The 16,587-nt window shown below is 69.8% G+C and carries 15 protein-coding genes; 3 read left to right on the top strand and 12 right to left on the bottom strand.

What is annotated here, in order from left to right; translation table 11 throughout:
* Positions 1–16: 16 nt before the first annotated feature.
* Positions 17–373 carry a hypothetical protein gene (locus D7V97_RS00505; protein WP_120608592.1) on the bottom strand — a complete coding sequence of 119 codons (357 nt, stop codon included), beginning with the start codon at positions 371–373 and terminating at the stop codon, positions 17–19.
* 138 nt (positions 374–511) lie between these two features.
* Positions 512–2,170 carry a sigma 54-interacting transcriptional regulator gene (locus D7V97_RS00500; protein WP_120608591.1) on the bottom strand — a complete coding sequence of 553 codons (1,659 nt, stop codon included), beginning with the start codon at positions 2,168–2,170 and terminating at the stop codon, positions 512–514.
* 248 nt (positions 2,171–2,418) lie between these two features.
* On the opposite strand from D7V97_RS00500, the gene D7V97_RS00495 reads away from it, so the two are divergent.
* Positions 2,419–3,132, top strand: a complete 714-nt coding sequence (locus D7V97_RS00495) for an HAD family phosphatase (RefSeq protein ID WP_120608629.1) — start codon at positions 2,419–2,421, stop codon at positions 3,130–3,132.
* Here D7V97_RS00495 and D7V97_RS00490 read toward each other — a convergent pair.
* Together D7V97_RS00490 and D7V97_RS00485 are read right to left on the bottom strand one after the other, a co-directional pair.
* Positions 3,104–3,853, bottom strand: coding sequence for a hypothetical protein (locus tag D7V97_RS00490; RefSeq protein WP_233582426.1), 750 nt, complete (start codon positions 3,851–3,853; stop codon positions 3,104–3,106). The two genes, D7V97_RS00495 and D7V97_RS00490, sit on opposite strands and share 29 nt — an antisense overlap.
* A 45-nt stretch (positions 3,854–3,898) precedes the next feature.
* Positions 3,899–7,099, bottom strand: a complete 3,201-nt coding sequence (locus tag D7V97_RS00485) for a TonB-dependent receptor (RefSeq protein ID WP_120608589.1) — start codon at positions 7,097–7,099, stop codon at positions 3,899–3,901.
* A gap of 204 nt (positions 7,100–7,303) precedes the next feature.
* Between D7V97_RS00485 and D7V97_RS00480 the strand changes: the two genes are divergently transcribed.
* Positions 7,304–7,654 (top strand): hypothetical protein, encoded by a 351-nt coding sequence (locus D7V97_RS00480; RefSeq protein WP_120608588.1) that lies wholly within the window; start codon positions 7,304–7,306, stop codon positions 7,652–7,654.
* Between the two features lie 60 nt (positions 7,655–7,714).
* Here D7V97_RS00480 and D7V97_RS45620 read toward each other — a convergent pair whose 3' ends face one another.
* From D7V97_RS45620 to D7V97_RS00435, 8 genes are all read right to left on the bottom strand, one after another.
* Entirely contained in the window at positions 7,715–8,293 is a 579-nt protein-coding gene (locus D7V97_RS45620; protein ID WP_233582425.1) for a hypothetical protein, read from the bottom strand.
* A 510-nt stretch (positions 8,294–8,803) separates the two neighbouring features.
* The gene (locus tag D7V97_RS00465; protein ID WP_120608586.1) at positions 8,804–9,541 is read right to left on the bottom strand and encodes an SDR family oxidoreductase; all 738 of its coding nucleotides are present in this window, start codon (positions 9,539–9,541) and stop codon (positions 8,804–8,806) included.
* Positions 9,519–10,916: an NAD(P)/FAD-dependent oxidoreductase gene (locus D7V97_RS00460; protein ID WP_120608585.1), complete on the bottom strand. Its 1,398-nt coding sequence runs from the start codon at positions 10,914–10,916 to the stop codon at positions 9,519–9,521. Before D7V97_RS00460 ends, D7V97_RS00465 begins: the two co-directional genes overlap by 23 nt.
* The gene (gene kynU / locus D7V97_RS00455; RefSeq protein ID WP_120608584.1) at positions 10,903–12,180 is read right to left on the bottom strand and encodes a kynureninase; all 1,278 of its coding nucleotides are present in this window, start codon (positions 12,178–12,180) and stop codon (positions 10,903–10,905) included. Before kynU ends, D7V97_RS00460 begins: the two co-directional genes overlap by 14 nt.
* Positions 12,177–13,193, bottom strand: a complete 1,017-nt coding sequence (locus D7V97_RS00450; protein ID WP_120608583.1) for an amidohydrolase family protein — start codon at positions 13,191–13,193, stop codon at positions 12,177–12,179. The genes kynU and D7V97_RS00450 overlap by 4 nt, the downstream gene beginning before the upstream one ends.
* Positions 13,190–13,714 (bottom strand): 3-hydroxyanthranilate 3,4-dioxygenase, encoded by a 525-nt coding sequence (gene nbaC, locus D7V97_RS00445; RefSeq protein ID WP_120608582.1) that lies wholly within the window; start codon positions 13,712–13,714, stop codon positions 13,190–13,192. The genes D7V97_RS00450 and nbaC overlap by 4 nt, the downstream gene beginning before the upstream one ends.
* Before the next feature lies 1 nt (position 13,715).
* On the bottom strand, positions 13,716–14,144 hold the full coding sequence (locus D7V97_RS00440; RefSeq protein ID WP_120608581.1) for a RidA family protein: 429 nt from the start codon (positions 14,142–14,144) through the stop codon (positions 13,716–13,718).
* A 16-nt stretch (positions 14,145–14,160) separates the two neighbouring features.
* Positions 14,161–15,603, bottom strand: coding sequence for an aldehyde dehydrogenase (locus D7V97_RS00435; RefSeq protein ID WP_120608580.1), 1,443 nt, complete (start codon positions 15,601–15,603; stop codon positions 14,161–14,163).
* Between the two features lie 195 nt (positions 15,604–15,798).
* Between D7V97_RS00435 and D7V97_RS00430 the strand changes: the two genes are divergently transcribed.
* On the top strand, positions 15,799–16,587 hold the full coding sequence (locus D7V97_RS00430) for a 2-keto-4-pentenoate hydratase (RefSeq protein WP_120608579.1): 789 nt from the start codon (positions 15,799–15,801) through the stop codon (positions 16,585–16,587).

Genomic DNA, 16,587 nt, shown 5'->3' with positions numbered 1-16,587 from the left:
GGAGGGACCCCGCGAGCTACCGGATTTCCTTCGGCGGTTCGCTCGTCACGTCGATGCCGCCGTTCTTGCGGTCATGCTCCCCCGGCCCGACCTTGCGGTCCTTCGGGGCGTTGGTGATGACCACGTCGAAGGGGTAGGGCCGCTTCTGCGCCGTGTTGGAGACGGTCAGCGGCGACGTCGCGATGGCGTGGGTGCCCCCCAGTTGGTACGGGCCTGCCACGGTGAGGCAGGTCCCGTCGGTGAACGTGACGGTGGCCTCGGTGGAGCTGGGGAGGCTGCCCAGGGTGAAGGTCACCGTGTCCCCCTGCTTCACTTCGGGGCCGGGGGCATAGCTGATGGGGGTCGTGGAAAGGTCGACTGTGATGTTGGCCATAGGCCCCCCAGCATTGCAGCCCACGTACCAGCGCGCAGGCTTTTGCGGCCACGCTCGGAAGATTCCAATCGGAGTCTCCCTGGCACGGAGGTCCGGACACGTCCCTGGCGCGTCATGGCGCGCGCCTGACGTGTCAGCTCAGGTGCCTTCCAGCCCCAGCTCGCGCACGCGGCGCTGGAGCGCGCGTCGGGAGACCTCCAGCTTCTGCACCATCCGGTCCAGGTCCCCCTCGCACTCATGGAAGCAGCGGGTGATCTCCTCCGGGCTCAGGTCGCGCGCGGTGCGCAGCAGCGAGCTCTTGTCGATGAGCACGTACACGGAGGAGCGCGGGATGCCCAGCCAGTCCGCGGTGGCCTTCAGGTCCCACGCGCAGGCGCGCAAGGCCTCCAGCACCTCCTGCTCGCTCACGTCCGCGGGCTTGCGCCGCACGGGGACGCGCGCTCCGTCGGGGGCGCCGTCGGCGGGCGAGGGCGCCTCCAGGGCCAGGGGCTGTCCGGGGATGGGCAGGGCGTCGGCGTCCAGCGTCTGCTCCAGCCGGGCGTCCACGCGCAGCCCGGGCAGCCCCCGGCTGCCGATGACGAGCTGACGGGCCACGTTGCGCAGCTGCCGCACGTTGCCGGGCCACGCGGAGCGCACCAGCCGCACGGCAAGCGCGGCGGGGAGCCACGGCTCGGCCCGCGCGTCCTCGGACGTCAGGCGCCCGGCCTCGCCGGTGGACTCCAGCTCCTGGCGGGCGAAGTGGAGGAACAGCGACGCGATGTCCTCGCGGCGCTCGCGCAGCGGCGGCACCGCGATTTCAAAGCCCGCGAGCCGGTGCAGCAGCGGCGCCTTGAAGCGGCCGTCGCGGATCCGCGCCTCCAGGTCCGCGTCGGTCGCGGTGACGAGCCGCACGTCCACGCGCACGGGCGCGTGCCCGCCCACCGGATACACTTCGCTCGTCTCCAGCACGCGCAAGAGCGCCGCCTGGACCTCCGGGGGCGCTTCGGCCACCTCGTCCAGGAAGAGGGTGCCGCCGTGCGCGGCGCGGAAGAAGCCCTCGCGGTCGCGCGTGGCGCCGGTGAACGCGCCGCGCAGGGCGCCGAACAGCTCCGCGGCGATGAGGTCCTTCGACAGGGCGCCCAGGTTGACGCTGACGAAGGGGCCCGTGCGCCGGGGCCCCTGCGCATGGAGCGCCCGGGCCACCAGCTCCTTGCCCGTGCCCGTCTCGCCGCGCACCAGCACGGGCACCTGGAGGTCGGCGACGCGCAGCACGTCCTCGCGCACGCGCTGGATGCCCTCGCTGTCGCCCACCATGCCCAGCGCCGCCAGGTCGCCGGAGCTTGCGGAGCCCGCGGAGTTCGGCGCCGGGGCGCGGGACGAGGCCCGGTGCAGCAGCAGCGCGACACGCCCCGCGAGCACCAGCGGCACGCCCGCCGCCAGGGCCTCGGCGGGGAACTCGCGCCCGCCCTTCACCGGCTCGCCGCCCACCAGCACCGGCGTCCCGTCCTCCGGCACGAGCAGGCGCACCCCGCCGCGCACCCCGGGCTCGAAGCGCACCGGCGTGCGGCTGAGGAACGGATCCCCCAGCGGCAGTGACAGCACGCCGCCGGGCCGGCTGAAGTCCGGGGCATTGCGCGACAGCGAAACGGAGCGCTCCGCCGACAGCAGCCCTTCGAGCAGGAGCCGCTCCCCGATGCGCTGGGGCTGGGCATGCCCGATGAGCGTCAGCGCGGGCACGGGGTGCGCGGCCTGCGTGGGCGTGCCCTGCGTGCGCACGGCGGTGGTGGAGAATTCGGCGGGGTTCTTGGGGGGCGGCATGGACCTCCGGGGGAGCCTACAACGGGTCGGTCGGTGCTGGACCGGCCAGGCGAGCCCCGCCACCCCCCACCTCACTCGGAACCGTGCTTTTCAGAGGGGTTGCCCGCAAGCCATCCCCTCGGCTGCTTGCATGCCGGGCGTCTCCCGTGGGGGCGAATGCCGCGCCCCGGGCCTCCCCCGTGAATAGGGTTGAAGTGGCTGCCGTGTGGAACTTTGCCGTGTGGATCTTCGAGAAAGCGCGAGCCTCCATGTCTTCATCGACCTCGAACATCGCTCCCTTCGACGCCGTCCTCTTCGACCTGGACGGCGTGGTCATCGACACGACCGAGCTGCACTACCGCGTCTGGGAGGCGTTCGCCCGGGAGCGGGGCTACGTGCCCACGCGGGAGGAGCTGCTCGCCACCAACGGCCGGCGCGCGGGGGAGACGCTGCGTGCGTGGTTCGGCGCGATGCTGAGCGACGAAGAGGTGGAGGCCCTCACGTACGACCGGGAGATGGCCTTCCACCGGCTGCTCGTGAACGAGCCGGTGTTCGCGGTTCCGGGCGTGGGCGCCTACCTGCGCTCCCTGCAGCAGGCGGGCGTGCCCTGGGCGCTGGGCACGAGCGCGCTGGCGGACAACGCGGAGCTGGCCCTGGCGCGCGTGGGGCTGGAGGACCTGTTCCCCGTGCGCGTGACGTCCACGGACGTCGTCCAGGGCAAGCCGCACCCGGAGGTGTACCTGAAGGCGGCCTCCGCGCTGGGCGTGGCGCCGTCCGGGTGCGTGGTGTTCGAGGACGCGGTGGCGGGCCTGAGGGCCGCGCGGGCCGCGGGCGCGGCGTGTGTCGCCGTCGCCACCTCGTTCCCGCGCGACATCCTGGTGCGCGAACAGCCGGACTGGCTGGTGAAGGACTTCCGGGACCTGCCCGCCGCGCTGCGCCCCGGAAGCCCTGGCTTCACGGCGCCGACGGCACCTCACCCGTGAGCACGCAGATGAGCGCGTCCGGGTCGCACTTCACGGGGAACAGCGGGTTGATGCCGGAGCCGCGCAGCCGTCCCGCGTCCGGATCCGCGTAGGGGTCGCACCGCGCCTCGTCCGGCCCGGCGTCCGAGCCCCGGCACGACACCACCGGCCAGATGCCCTTCACGGTGTACTCGGCGGTGCAGCCGTTCTCCGTGTAGGTGAGGTCCGACGTGTACTGCGTGCCCGGGATCTCCGGCGTGTTGTAGATGCGCAGGTTGCTCCACGTGTAGCCGAAGTCCTGCGCGGGCAGCACGCCGCCGTCGGGCGCCGTGGACTGCGGCACCTGCAGCCGCGTGGGCGTCAGCTCCGTCACCGAGCAGAAGTGGTCCGCCGCCGGCGTCTCCGACGTGAAGGGTCCCACCGCCGTGGCCGTGTCCGAGGCCCCCGCCGGAAGCCGCTTCGCGAAGTCCCGCAAGAGCTGCCCCAGCCGTGTGCTACGCACGCCCACCGTGTCGGGGGCCTCCGGGGCCTGGCTGAAGTACTTCTGCAGGCCCACGGCCTCCGGCTTGAGCCGCGCGCACACCTGATCCGGGTTCTGCCCTTGCTTGAGCTGGTACGTCGTGGCGAACGAGCCGGTGGAGCTGTCCGACACGGCGCGAGCCACCACGCACACGGGCTCCGGTTCGCTGCCACACGCCCCGGCGGTGACGACCGCGCCCGCCAGGGCTGCACTGATTGCCATCCATCGAAGGTTCATCGTGGGTGTCCTCTGGGTGCGGGCGGGTGCCTAGAAGCTCAGCTTCGCGCCCAGACGGATGGCGCGCGGTGCCTGGTAGGCGGTGGGCCGCTTGAAGTTGGGGTTGATTTCCTGCGAGGTGATGCGCGCGTTCGTGGTCGTGGAGAGGACCTTGCAGTCCTTGCTGAGCGCATCCAGGCACGCGCTCAGGTCGGCCGGCGTTCCGCCCTGCTCGATGGCGAACACGCGCGAGGTCGTGAAGGTCTGATCCACGTCCGTGTACTGCTGGAAGTTGAAGAGGTTGAAGACGTCCAGCGACACCGTGAGCACGTAGTCCTTCACCAGCCGCTGGTTGAGGCCCACGTGGCCGTCCACGCCGTGCACCCAGGGCAGCCGGCCGGCGCTGCCGCGCGGCAGGATGAACGTCTCCGAACCGCTGCGGCGCGGGTTGGCGCCCAGGTAGTTGATGGGCGAGCCCGAGCGCGCCCGGTAGTTGCCGCCCACGTTGACGCTGGTGCGCGGCCCGATGACGAACTCCTTCGCGCCAAACACCTTGAAGGAGTGCGTGCGGTCGCCGGGGAGCTGGCCCTCGCGGTTGACGGTGAGCGTCAAGAGGTCGAAGTCGCGCGTGAGGTTGGGGGACAACTGCCCGGTGTCCGCGCGGAACAGGCCGGAGTAGTTCCCGCGCAGGTTGGACCAGGTGTAGCTGGCCTGGGCGAGCCACCCGTCGGTGAAGGCCCGCTGGAAGTAGACGTTCACCCCGTCGTACTCGCGCTTCGCCAGCGGGAAGTCCTCCGAGTAGCCCTTGCCCGGGTTGCCCAGGAAGAAGGTGCTGCCGTCGTCGCGGCTCATGTCCTCGATGACGTCGTTGAGGTAGCGCTTGGTGTACGTGACGCCCACGCGGCTGGACGCCAGCAGCTCGTACTCACCGCCCAGCACGAACTCGTCCGCGGACTGCGCGCGGATCTGCGGATCCACCGGAACGCGGTCACCGCCCTGTGCGTCCCAGAGCTGGTTGGGGCTCTCGCGGCTGCCAATGGCCCGGCGGTTGGCGTCCAGGTCGCATTCGGTGAGCAGCGAGCCCTCGCGCGACGGGGTGCACGGGGGCGTGTTGTAGGTGGCGGACAGGAGCTGCTGCTGCGGGAAGGACAGGTCCGCCATGTCCAGGGGGACGTTCTCGAAGAAGCGCGCGTAGTTGGCGAACACCTTGGCGCGGCCCGCCTGCGTCGGGTCGTAGATGACGCCCAGGCGCGGGGACCACTGGTTGGGCAGGTGCAGGCCCACTTCCCCGTCCAGGCCGTACAGCGTCTGCACGTCGTAGCGCAGGCCCGCGTTGACGGTGACCTTGTCGAGCACCGACCAGCTGTCCTGGATGAAGCCGCCCACGGTGGTGGACGTGGAGGTGCCTTCCTTGCTCGTGAGGAACACCGGCCGGTCCGGGGCCTCCAGGAAGCCGTACTGGTTGGGGCTGGTGAAGCAGTCGCCGCCGGTGCACTCCTGCAGGGGCGCGAGGCCGGTGCGCGCGCGGTTGTTGTAGAAGCTCATGCGCTCGATGTCCGCGCCGGCCTTGAAGATGTGGTGACCCAGGGCCTCCAGCAGGTAGGTGCCCATCACCTTGCCCTGCACGCGGTCCAGGCGCTGGATGCTGATGGTGCCGGGGCCGCCGGTCGTATACGCGGTGACGGGGCATCGCAGGGCCTGCTCGGCGGGCGTGGTGCCGCAGGCGTCGGCGTTCGGCAGGGTCTCGAACTCGTTGATGGTGTGGGGGCCGGGGTTGCGGTTGCGGCGCCACAAGATGTTGGAGCGCGCGGACAGGCCCTCCCCGGAGCTCAGGCCGGAGCCGTCCGAGGGGAGGGTGGAGTCGGCCTGGTGGTGCCAGCCGAGCGTCGCGTCCACGAGCAGCTTCTTCTCGAAGAAGGACGAGGACTGCTTCGCCACCAGGTCCAGCGCGCTGTTCTCGCGCCGCGTGGCGATGGCCTCATAGGCGCCCTGCACGAAGCTGGTGCACGACAGGCTGGAGCACACCTCCGGCTCGCCGTCGTCGCTGAAGGCGTACTTGCCGCTGCCGCCCGACGAGCGCGGCGTGCCGAAGACAGACACCGCGAGGCTGTGGTCGGGGTTGAAGTTGTAGGTGAGCTTGCCCAGGTACTGCACGCTGCGCTCGTCCGCGAAGCGGCTCACCTGGGTGCCTTCGATGGGCGTCGCCCGGGAGAAGCCGGTGGTGAGGTCCTTGCGGCGGTCGCCCGCCTTGCTGCAGCCGTTGTCGTCCTTCTCCGTGCAGATTTCGAACGTGGAGAGCTGGCGGTCCACCTGGATGCGATTGAAGGACGGCGCGACGCCCACGTAGAACCAGAGCTTGTCCTTGAGGAGGGGGCCGCCCAGGTCGAAGCCGAAGTCGCCCAGGTTGTGGGCGCTGCCCTGCGCGGAGATGACGCTGCCCTCGCGGAGGACTTCCTTGCCGGAGGTCTGCAGGGCGCCGGGCGCCATGTTGGCGAACACGGAGCCGTGGAACTCGTTGGAGCCGGACTTGGTGAGGACGTTGAGCACGCCGCCGGTGGAGCGGCCGTACTCGGGCATGTAGCCGCCGGTGATGATGTTGACCTCCTTGACGAACTCCACGGACAGGGGCGTGCCCAGCGTGCCCACGCCCGGGTCGTTCACGGACAGGCCGTCCACGACGTACTGGCTCTCCGGGGAGCTGCTGCCGCTGATGCTCACGCCGTAGCGGTCCTCGGTGGCGCCGGGGGCCAGCTCCGCCAGGCCTTCGAACGAGCGGGACGCGGAGCCCTTGGTGCCGGGGCGGATGACGGCGATGTTGCGGATGAACTCCTGGTCCACGGTGACGCCCGCGGCGCTGGAGCCCACGTCCACGCTGGGCGGAGTACCCACCACCTCCACGTTGATGTTCATCGCGTCCGGTACCAGCTCCGCGTTGAAGCGGATGGTGCGGTCGATTCTCAGCAGGATGTCCGTCCGCGTGAAGGGGTGGAAGCCCTGGCCCTCCATGCGCAGCGTGTACGTGCCGGGCGGCAGCTGGGGGATGCGGTAAAGGCCGCTCTTGTCGGTGACGACCGTGCGCTCACCCTGCAACTGGGGCGAGGTGGCGGTGACGACGACATCCTCCAGCGGGCGCTTGTCCTCCGCGCTCTGGAGCGTCCCGGTGATGACCGAGTTGCCCTGGGCCATGGCCCCGGTTCCCCACAGCAGCGCCATGAGCCACAGCCCACGGATGAAACGGATACGTCTGGACACGGAATGCCCCTCCCGGCGAAGGCGGCGCACTTTGTCGCAAATCCTGAGAAATCCACCAGCTACAATCAACCGGCCTTCTCTGTTAGGGCGGAGAAGTCCCGACCCACTGCGTCGAACAGGGTGGACGGGGCCCGCTTCCGAGAACTGGATGTTTGGGGGGAGCGGGTTGAAGGTCTCGGACACTCATCCAAGGAGCACGCACTCATGGCGATCTTCGTGACGACGACGGACCCGCAGGGCTTGATTGACGGACTCAAGAGCGCGGTGGATTCGAAGAAGGTGGCGGGCTGGCGCTACGACGCCGAGGGCGACGTGACGTCCGCGACGGCGCCGCTGGAGAACCAGGCCTGGTTCCGGCCGACGACGGTGCCGGGCGCCGGGGTGGTGTTCACCATCATCGCGGTGAAGGGCAAGACCGTCACGACGGAGGCCTACGCGGCGTACCACGGGCGCTTCCTGGAGACGCTGCTGAGCCACTTCGCGCCGAAGTTCACGACGGCCAGCGTCACCGCGATGGGCGAGTCGCGCGTCGGCGACGTCGTCAAGGACGGCTGAGACTCTCCCGCGTGCGGGGGCCCGCGAAGTGGATGCGGGCCTCCGTTGCACCTCTTCCCGTCAGGGGATGTTCCAGGGCTCGGAAGTGAAGAGGGCGTGGAAGAGCGTGGTCTCTGGCGGCTTCATGAAGTGGACGTAGAGGGGGACGGGGGTCTGGGCGATTTCGAGGGGGAGCGCGGTGGCTCCGTAGTTTGCCTCGATGCGCTGGGAGACCTTCCTGGCTGCGTCGCGCAGGTCGAAGGGGATGGGGCTCATGAATGCCTTGGCGCCCATGAACTGCTTCCCGATGAACTTCCGGCGGACGCTGTACACCGTGTACACGGGGGCCAGGATGCTGAGGTAGGCGACGAGAATCCACTTGATCTGGGGACGGTCCAGGATTTCCTCTCCCGGGGGATAGACGAGGGCTCCGTAACCGCCGTTCACGGGCGCCGTGCCATTCCCGATGCTGTAGCCCGGGAGTGCTCTCCGGAGTTCATTGAGCAACGACCGCCAGCGGTCGATCTCCTTGAGCTTCTCGCTCCAGAGCGCCTGGAACCGGTCGGTCTCAGGACTGTGGTCAAGCCGGAAGTCGTAGAGATTGTCTTCACGCCAGTAGCGGCGCGCAATCGCAAGCAGTTCCTCCGCGGACGGTGTCATGGCTTTCGGAACCTGGGTCGAACAGGGGTGGTCTCGGGCCGGCACACACTCTCCACCCGCGAGCCGGAGACTGCCCCGGAGAGGGCAATCCTGAAGGTGCTCCTGAATTCCTCACAGGCAAGGCCCAGTGCCGTCACGGGCGTGGCTGCACTGAAGACCTTCTGGGCCGCGAGGTTCGCGCAGTCCGCTGAGATGCGTTGAGCCAGCGGCACGGGAATGGGCCCCAGGGGTTTCGTTTCCAGGGGCATTCCGATGCCAAGCTCGCACAGGAAGACCTCACCGGTATCGCGCCGGAGTGGCACCCGGACGCACGCCGCCTGCCAACCATCCGCTCCCGGTCCTGTCTGCTCCACGATGGTGACGAACCGGAAGTGACGCGGCTGGAGGCTGCCCTCCACCACCGTGCCCGCTCCCGTCGCACACCCCGTCATCCAGCACAGCAACCCCAGGCCTACCGCCCGTACCGTCGCGTCCATGGCTTCCCCCCCCCGGGAAGCCACACACGACACCTCAGAACCCGCGCAGCGCTCCACCGTCACAGGCAATGGACTGTCCGTTGATATACGCGGCCGGCTCCGACGCCAGGAACGTCACCAGCGCGGCGAACTCCTCCGGCCTTCCCAGCCGGCGCGCGGGGATGTTCGGCGCCACCTTCTCGTCGGACAGGCCCAGGTCCTTCATCCGGTCCGTCGCGTGATAGCCCGGCAGCGCCGCGTTCACCGTGATGCCATACGGCCCCACTTCATTGCTCAGGCTCTTCACCAGCCCCAGCAGGCCCGCGCGCAGGCCGTTGGACACCGTGAGGTTGTTCATCGCCTCGCGCGCCGCCGTGGACGTCACCAGCACGATGCGGCCCCAGCCCTGTGCCTTCATGCCCGGCAGCGCCGCTTGAATCGCATCCACCGTGGACAGCCAGAGGCTCTGGAAGCCTGTCTGCCATTGCTCCCCGGTGATGGCCTCGAAGCCTCCCGACGGAGGACCGCCCGCGTTCACCACCAGCACGTCCAGGCCGCCCAGCTTCTCCGTCACCTCGCGCACCAATGCGCGCGCCGTCCCCGCCTGCGTCAAATCACACGGCACCGCCAGCGCCGCGCCCAGCTCCTTCGCCGCCTTCTGGAGCTTGTCCCCACCGCGCGAGGAGATGGCCACCGTCGCGCGCTCCTTCAAGAGCGTCTCCGCGATGGCGCGTCCCAGCCCGGAGGACGCTCCCGTCACCAGCGCCCGCCTACCCTTCAGCCCGAAATCCATCCGCGTGCTCCTTCATGAAAGGGGTCAGCCGTCCCCGGATGAGTCGCGCCGCCGCGTCCAGGTCCACGTCCTCCGGACGCTTCAGCCCCTGCGCCAGCTCCGACACGATGCCGCCCGCGAGCGTGCCCACCTGATACGCCAGCCGGTACGGCACGCGGCTGAAGCTCACCAGCGTGTAGCGGCTGACGAACTCGCCCGGGAAGGCGTTGAGCAACACCTTCTCCACGCCCTTCTCCAACAGGAAGCGCGGATCCGCCGTGCTGTCGCGCATCTCGATGAAGTTCTCCACCGCCATGTCCGCGATGGCGTCCGCGTTCGTCTTGCGCAGCCCCTCGAACGCGGCGAACGCCTCCGCCCAGCCCGGCCGCGATTCCAGGAGCGAGTCCAGCACCACGCAGTCCTCGAAGCCGCAGTTCATCCCCTGCCCGTAGAACGGCACCACCGCGTGCGCCGCGTCACCCAAGAGCAGCGTGCGCCCGCCCACGTGCCACGGCGCGCACTTCACCGTCACCATGTGCCCGGTGGGCCGGGAGAAGAACTCCTCCACCAGCCCCGGGATGAGCGCTCGCGCGTCCGGGAACTGCTCCTGGAAGAACGCCTCCAGCGCCTCCGGCGTCTGGAGCGACGCGAAGCTCTGCGGCCCCTGCCACGGCAGGAACAGCGTGCAGGTGAAGCTGCCGTCCTCGTTGGGCAGCGCGATGAGCATGAACGTGCCGCGCGGCCAGATGTGCAGCGCGTGCTTCTCCATCTGGAAGCGCCCGCCCTCGCCCGGTGGAATCGTCAGCTCCTTGTAGCCGTGCCCCAGCGGCTCCTGCGTCGCGTGGAAGCCCGGGTGCGTCTGGAACTCCTGCCGCACCGCGGACCCGGAGCCGTCCGTGCCGAACACCACCGTGTCCCGCACCTGGCGCGTCTCGCCCGTGGCCTCGTCCACCACCGTCAGCGTGCCCGCCGCCGTGTCCGCGTGCGTGACGCGCTGGCGGAAGCGGATCCGCACGCGCCCCGTGGCCTCCGCTTGCGTCATCAGGAACTGGTTCAGCCAGCCGCGCGACAGCGAGTTGATGTGCTGCGAGTCATCCTTGCCGTAGGGCTGGTAGGCCAGCGCCCCCTGCACCGGGTGGATGGCCCGGCCGCGCATGGGGATGGCGTGCTTCAGCGCCTCCTCTTCCAGCCCCACCTTCCGGAGCGCGTGCAGGCCCCGCGTGGAGATGGCCAGGTTGATGGAGCGCCCCGCGTCCAGCGTCTCGCGGCGCATGTCCGGCCGGCGCTCCAGCACCTCCACCGTGTGGCCCCGGCGGGCCAGGTACAGCGACAGGAGCGAGCCCACGAGCCCGGCTCCCACCACCGTCAGCGTGGGCTTCGACTCATTCGGTGGCATGGGCCTCCAGCGCCTTCACGAAGCGGAAGACATCCAGGTAGGTGTTGTAGAGGGGCGCGGGCGCGGCGCGGATGATGTCCGGCTCGCGGAAGTCGCAGATGATGCCCGCCGACGACAGCCGCTGCAGCAGGCGCCGGGGCTCGCCCTTGAACCGCAGGGACAGCTGCGCGCCGCGCTGCTTCGGATCTCTCGGCGTGGTGATGGTGACGAACCCCGAGGGCAGCCGGTCCAGCAGGAACTCCAGGTAGCCGGTGAGCTTCTCGCTCTTCGCGCGCAGCGCCTCCATCGTCGCCTTGTCGAACAGATCCAGCGACGCACGCAGCGCCGCCAACTGGAAGATGGGCGGGTTGGACAGCTGCCAGCCTTCCGCGCCCGGCAGCGGGTCGAACGTGGAGCCCATCTCGAAGCGCGTGGCCTTGTTGTGGCCCCACCAGCCCTCGAAGCGCGGCAGCTCCGGCGAGCGCGCGTGCCGCTCGTGCACGAACACGCCGCCCAGGCTTCCCGGCCCGCCGTTGAGGTACTTGTACGAGCACCACACCGCGAAGTCCGGCCCGTCGTCGTGCAACGACAGCTTCAGGTTGCCCGCGCCGTGCGCCAGGTCGAAGCCCACCTTGCAGCCCTGCGCGTGCGCCACGCGGGTGATGGTGCGCAAATCAAAGGCCTGCCCGGTGAGGTAGTTCACGCTGCCCAGCAACACCAGCGCGACCTCCTTGCCGTGCCGCTCCACCGCTTCGAGGATGTCCTCGGGGCGCAGCGTGTCCTCGCCCTCGCGCGGCATCAGCCGGACGATGGCCTCCTTCGGGTCGTAGCCGTGGAAGCGCGCCTGTGACGCCACCGCGTACTGGTCCGACGGGAAGGCGCCGCCTTCAATCAGGATCTTGAAGCGCTCGCGCGTGGGTCGGTAGAACGACACCATCATCAGGTGCAGGTTCACCGACAGGGTGTTCATCACCACGACTTCCAGCGGCTGCGCGCCCACGACCCGCGCCACCTGCTCCGTGAGCAGCTCGTGGTAGGGCAGCCACGGGTGGCGGCCGTGCAGGTGGCCCTCCACGCCCAGCCGCTCCCAGTCCTCCATCTCCATCTGCACGTACTTGCGCGCCTTGCGCGGCTGGACCCCCAGCGAGTTGCCCGCCAGGTAGACAGACGGGGCGCCGGAGGCGCTGGCGACGTGGAGGAACTCGTCGCGGAAGGGGCGCAGCGGATCCTGGGCATCCAGGTTCAGCGCGAAGGCGTCGGTGCTCTCGTAGACAGGGGCCGTCATGGTGCGAAGTCCTCGTGCGAGCGCCCCAGCCACTCCAGGGCATTGCGGAAGAGCAGCCGTTCGCGCACCGGCAACTCCAGGTCCGTCAGGGATTCGATGAGCGTGCCGGGCCGGTCCTCGCCCAGCGGGAAGGGATAGTCACTGCCCAGCGCCACCTTGTCCGCGCCGAACAGCTTCACGATGGCGCGCAGCGCCTCCGTGTCATGCACCAGCGAGTCCACCCAGAAGCGCCCCAGGTAGTCGCGCGGCGCCACCGGGTTGTCCACCGCCACCAGGTCCGGCCGCACCTCGAAGCCATGCTGGATGCGGCCAATCGTGCCAGGGAACGCGCCGCCGCCGTGCGCGAACGCGAGCCGCAGCTTCGGCAGCCGCTCCATCACCCCGCCGAAGATGAGCGAGCAGATGGCCAGCGACACCTCCGCCGGCATCCCCACCAGCCACGGCAGCCAGTACTTCGCCATCTTCGCCTCACCCATCATGTCCCACGGGTGCACGAAGACGGCGGCGCCCAGGTCGCTCGCCGCCTGGAAGAAGGGGAAGAGGGCCGGGTCGCTCAGGTTCAAGTCGTTGACGTGGCTGCCAATCTGCACGCCCGCGAAGCCCAGCGTGCGCATGCAGCGCTCCAATTCCTTGACCGCGAGGTCGGTGGATTGGAGCGGCACCGTGCCCAGGCCCACGAAGCGCTTCGGGGCCGTGGCCACCGAGGAGGCCAGGTGGTCGTTGAGGAAGCGCGCCACCTCCAGGCCGTGCTCGGGCTTCGCCCAATAGCTGAACAGCACCGGCACGGTGGACAGCACCTGCACCTGGACGCCGTGCGCGTCGCACTCCACGACGCGCTGCTTGGGGTCCCAGCAGTTGCTTTCGATTTCGCGGAAGAACTTCCCGTCGTCCCGCAGCATCCGCGCGCGGCAGGGCGCGTGGTGGTCCAGCGTGATGAAGCCGCCGTAGCCGAAGCGCTCGGCGAAGCGGGGCAGCTCCGGGGGGAGGAGGTGCGTGTGGATGTCGACCTTCACTTGGGCGCACCACCCCGTGTCACCTTCGTGCCGCAGTGCTTGCAGGTGCAGTGCTCCGGGTTGCCGTAGAAGTGCTCGAACACCGGCGGCAACTGCGTCACGAGGTTGGTGACGTGCAGCGACTCCTCATAGAGCTTCTCGCCGCACTTCGGGCACAGCCACAGGAAGGAGTCCAGCTCCTGCGGCTGGCGGCGGCGCTCCAGCACCAGCCCCACCGTGCCCGCGGGGCGCTGCGGCGAGTGCGGCACCTTGGGCGGCAGGAGGAAGATCTCCCCCTCGCGGATGGGGATGTCCTGCACCTGCCCCTCGTCGATGACGCGCAGGGTGATGTCGCCCTCGAGTTGGTAGAAGAACTCCTCGCCCTCGTTGACGTGGAAGTCCGTGCGCGCGTTGGGGCCGCCCACGACGGTGACCATGAAGTCCCGGTCCGCCCACACCTGCTGGTTGCCGACGGGCGGCTTGAGCAGCGGGCGGTGCTCGTCGATCCACTTCTTGAAGTTGATGGGGGTCAGTCGTCCCATGTCAGGTGTCTCCAATGGTGGCGATGCACTTGAGCTCGATGGCGATGGGCGTGGGCAGCCGGTTGATTTCCAGCGTGGTGCGGCACGGCGGGTTGTCCTTGAAGTACTCCGCCCACAGCCGGTTGTAGGTGGGGAAGTCCTTCTTCATGTCCGTGAGGTACACGGTCACGTCCACCAGCCGGTCCCACGACGAGCCCGCGTCCTCCAGGATGTAGCGCACGTTGCGGAACACGGAGTGACACTGCGTCTCGATGTCGTACGAGACGATGTTCCCCTGCGCGTCCAGCTCCACGCCGGGGATGGCCTTGCTGCCGCGCTCGCGCGGGCCCACTCCGGAGAGGAACAGGAGGTTCCCCACCCGGCGCGCGTGCGGGTAGAGCCCCACCGGCTCCGGGGCCTTCTTCGAGTCGATCCGCTCACCTGCGCTCACTGTGTCGCTCCCGGGTTCAAAGCTTGATGCAGACGTTCTTGGGCTCGGTGAAGAAGCGCAGCGCGTCCCAGCCGCCCTCGCGGCCCACGCCGGACTCCTTCACGCCGCCAAACGGCGTGCGCAAATCGCGCAGCATCCAGGTGTTCACCCAGACGATGCCGCTGTGCAGCCGCGAGGCGAAGCGGTGCGCGCGCGTCAGGTCCTTCGTCCACACGCTGGCGGCAAGGCCATAGCGCGTGGAGTTGGCCCACGAGAGCACCTCCTCCTCGTCGTCGAAGGGCATCAGTGTGGCCACCGGGCCGAAGATTTCTTCCTGGTTGGTACGGCACGAGGGGGACAGCCCCTCCACGAGCGTGGGCTCCACGAACCAGCCGTTCTCGCAGCGGCCCGGCACCTTCGCGCGCTGACCGCCGGTGAGCATGTGGCCGCCCTCCTGCTTCGCGAGCGCCAGGTAGCCCAGCACCTTCTCGAAGTGCTCGCGTGACACCAGCGCGCCCTGGTCGGTGCCCGCCTCCAGCGGGTCGCCCACCTTGAGGGCCTTGGTGCGCGCGACCAGCGCCTCCTTGAAGCGCGCGTAGATGGGGCGCTGCACGAAGATGCGCGGGCCGCACAGGCAGATCTGCCCCTGGTTGGAGAAGGACGAGCGCACCGTGGTGGCCAGCGCGTCCTCGAAGTCGCAGTCCGCGAAGACGACGTTGGGGTTCTTCCCGCCCATCTCCAGCGACAGCTTCTTGAAGGCGGGCGCGGCCACGCGGGCGATCTCCGCGCCGGTGCGCGTGCTGCCGGTGAAGGAGATGGCGCTCACGTCCGGGTGGCGCGTGAGCGGCCCGCCCACGTGCGGCCCCAGGCCGTGCACCAGGTTGAGCACGCCCGGCGGCAGGCCCGCGTCGCGGCACACCTGCGACAGGAGGAAGGCCGTCATCGGCGTCACCTCCGACGGCTTCGCCACCACGCAGTTGCCCGCCGCCAGCGCGGGGGCGATCTTCCACGTCAGCAGGTACAGCGGCAGGTTCCACGGCGAGATGCAGCCCACGACGCCCAGGGGCGCGCGCAGCGTGTAGTTGAGCGCCACCCCGTCCATGGGGTGCGCCTCCGTGGAGAACTGCGTGGCCGCGTCCGCGAAGAACTCGAAGTTCAGCACGCTGCGCGGGATGTCCACCGTGCGCGCCACGGCGAGTGGCTTGCCCGTGTCGATGGACTCCGCCCGCGCGAACGCGTCCAGCCGCTCATGGATGAGCCCCGCGATGCGCCGCAACATCCGCGAGCGCTCCGTCGCCGGCAGCGCGGCCCAGGCGGGGAAGGCCCGGCCCGCTGCTTCCACGGCGGCCTGCACGTCCGCTTCACGCGAGTCCGGCACCAGCGCGTACAGGGCGCCCGTGGCCGGCTCCGGCTTGTCCAGCCACTGGTCGCCCGCTGGGGGGACCAGCTCGCCACCGATGTAGTTGAGGACTCGTTTCAAGGCAGCGCCCTCCTGGGGGAGACACGAGGCAATCAATGTATGCCGTGCCCCCAAGCCGCCTCCAGGATTCCGAGCGGCGGACGTCGGGTGGCGCTCGCTTGCGCGGCCGTCCCGCCTCCCGGATGCTGCCGCGCCCATTCCGCCCGTGAACCCTGCCGGTGGAATTACAGGTTGGGCAGAGAAAGGATTCTGGAGATGACCTCGACAGCGGACGTGATGGCCCTGGCTCGGACCCTGGACGCGGCGCGGCGCGAGCGGCGTGAAATCCCCCCGCTCACGCACGCGCACCCGGCCCTGTCCCTGGAGGACGGCTACGCGGTGCAGGCGGAGGGCATCCGGCTGCGCGAGGCCCAGGGGGAAAAGCGGGTGGGGCTGAAGATGGGCTTCACCTCCGAGGCGAAGCGCCAGCAGATGAACCTGGGCTCGCCCATCTTCGGCGTGCTCACGGACCGGATGCTCGTGCCGGCGGGCGGCGTGGTGCGCGTGGGTGCGGGCATCCACCCGCGCATCGAGCCGGAGATCGCCTTCCGCACGTCGCGGGAGCTGAAGGGCACGGTGACGCGCGACGAGGTGCTGGACGCGTGCTCGGCGGTGTTCGCGGCCATGGAGGTGCTGGACTCGCGCTTCGTCGGCTTCAAGTACTTCAGCCTGCCGGACGTGGTGGCGGACAACGCGTCGTCGTCGCTGTTCGTGCCGGGCACCACCGAGCGCGGCCCGCGCGACCTGGACCTCACGAAGCTCCAGATGCGCATGGAGGTGAACGGCAAGGTGGAGGGCGAGGCGCGCTCGGATGCCATCTCCGGCGACCCGGTGGTGTCCCTCATCCAGTTGTGCGCGCTGCTCGCGGAGCGCGGCCAGGTGCTGCCCGCGGGGAGCCTGGTGCTGTCGGGCGCGGCCACCGCCGCGTACCTCATGAAGCCGGGCGACCACGTGCGGCTCACCGTGGACGGGCTGGGCACGGTGGAGGTCACCGCGGCGGAGTAG

It is taken from the genome of Corallococcus sp. CA053C (assembly GCF_003611675.1).
Taxonomy (GTDB): Bacteria; Myxococcota; Myxococcia; order Myxococcales; family Myxococcaceae; genus Corallococcus.
Note: the sequence above shows the minus strand (reverse complement) of the source record. Positions and strands in the feature narration are given on the sequence as shown.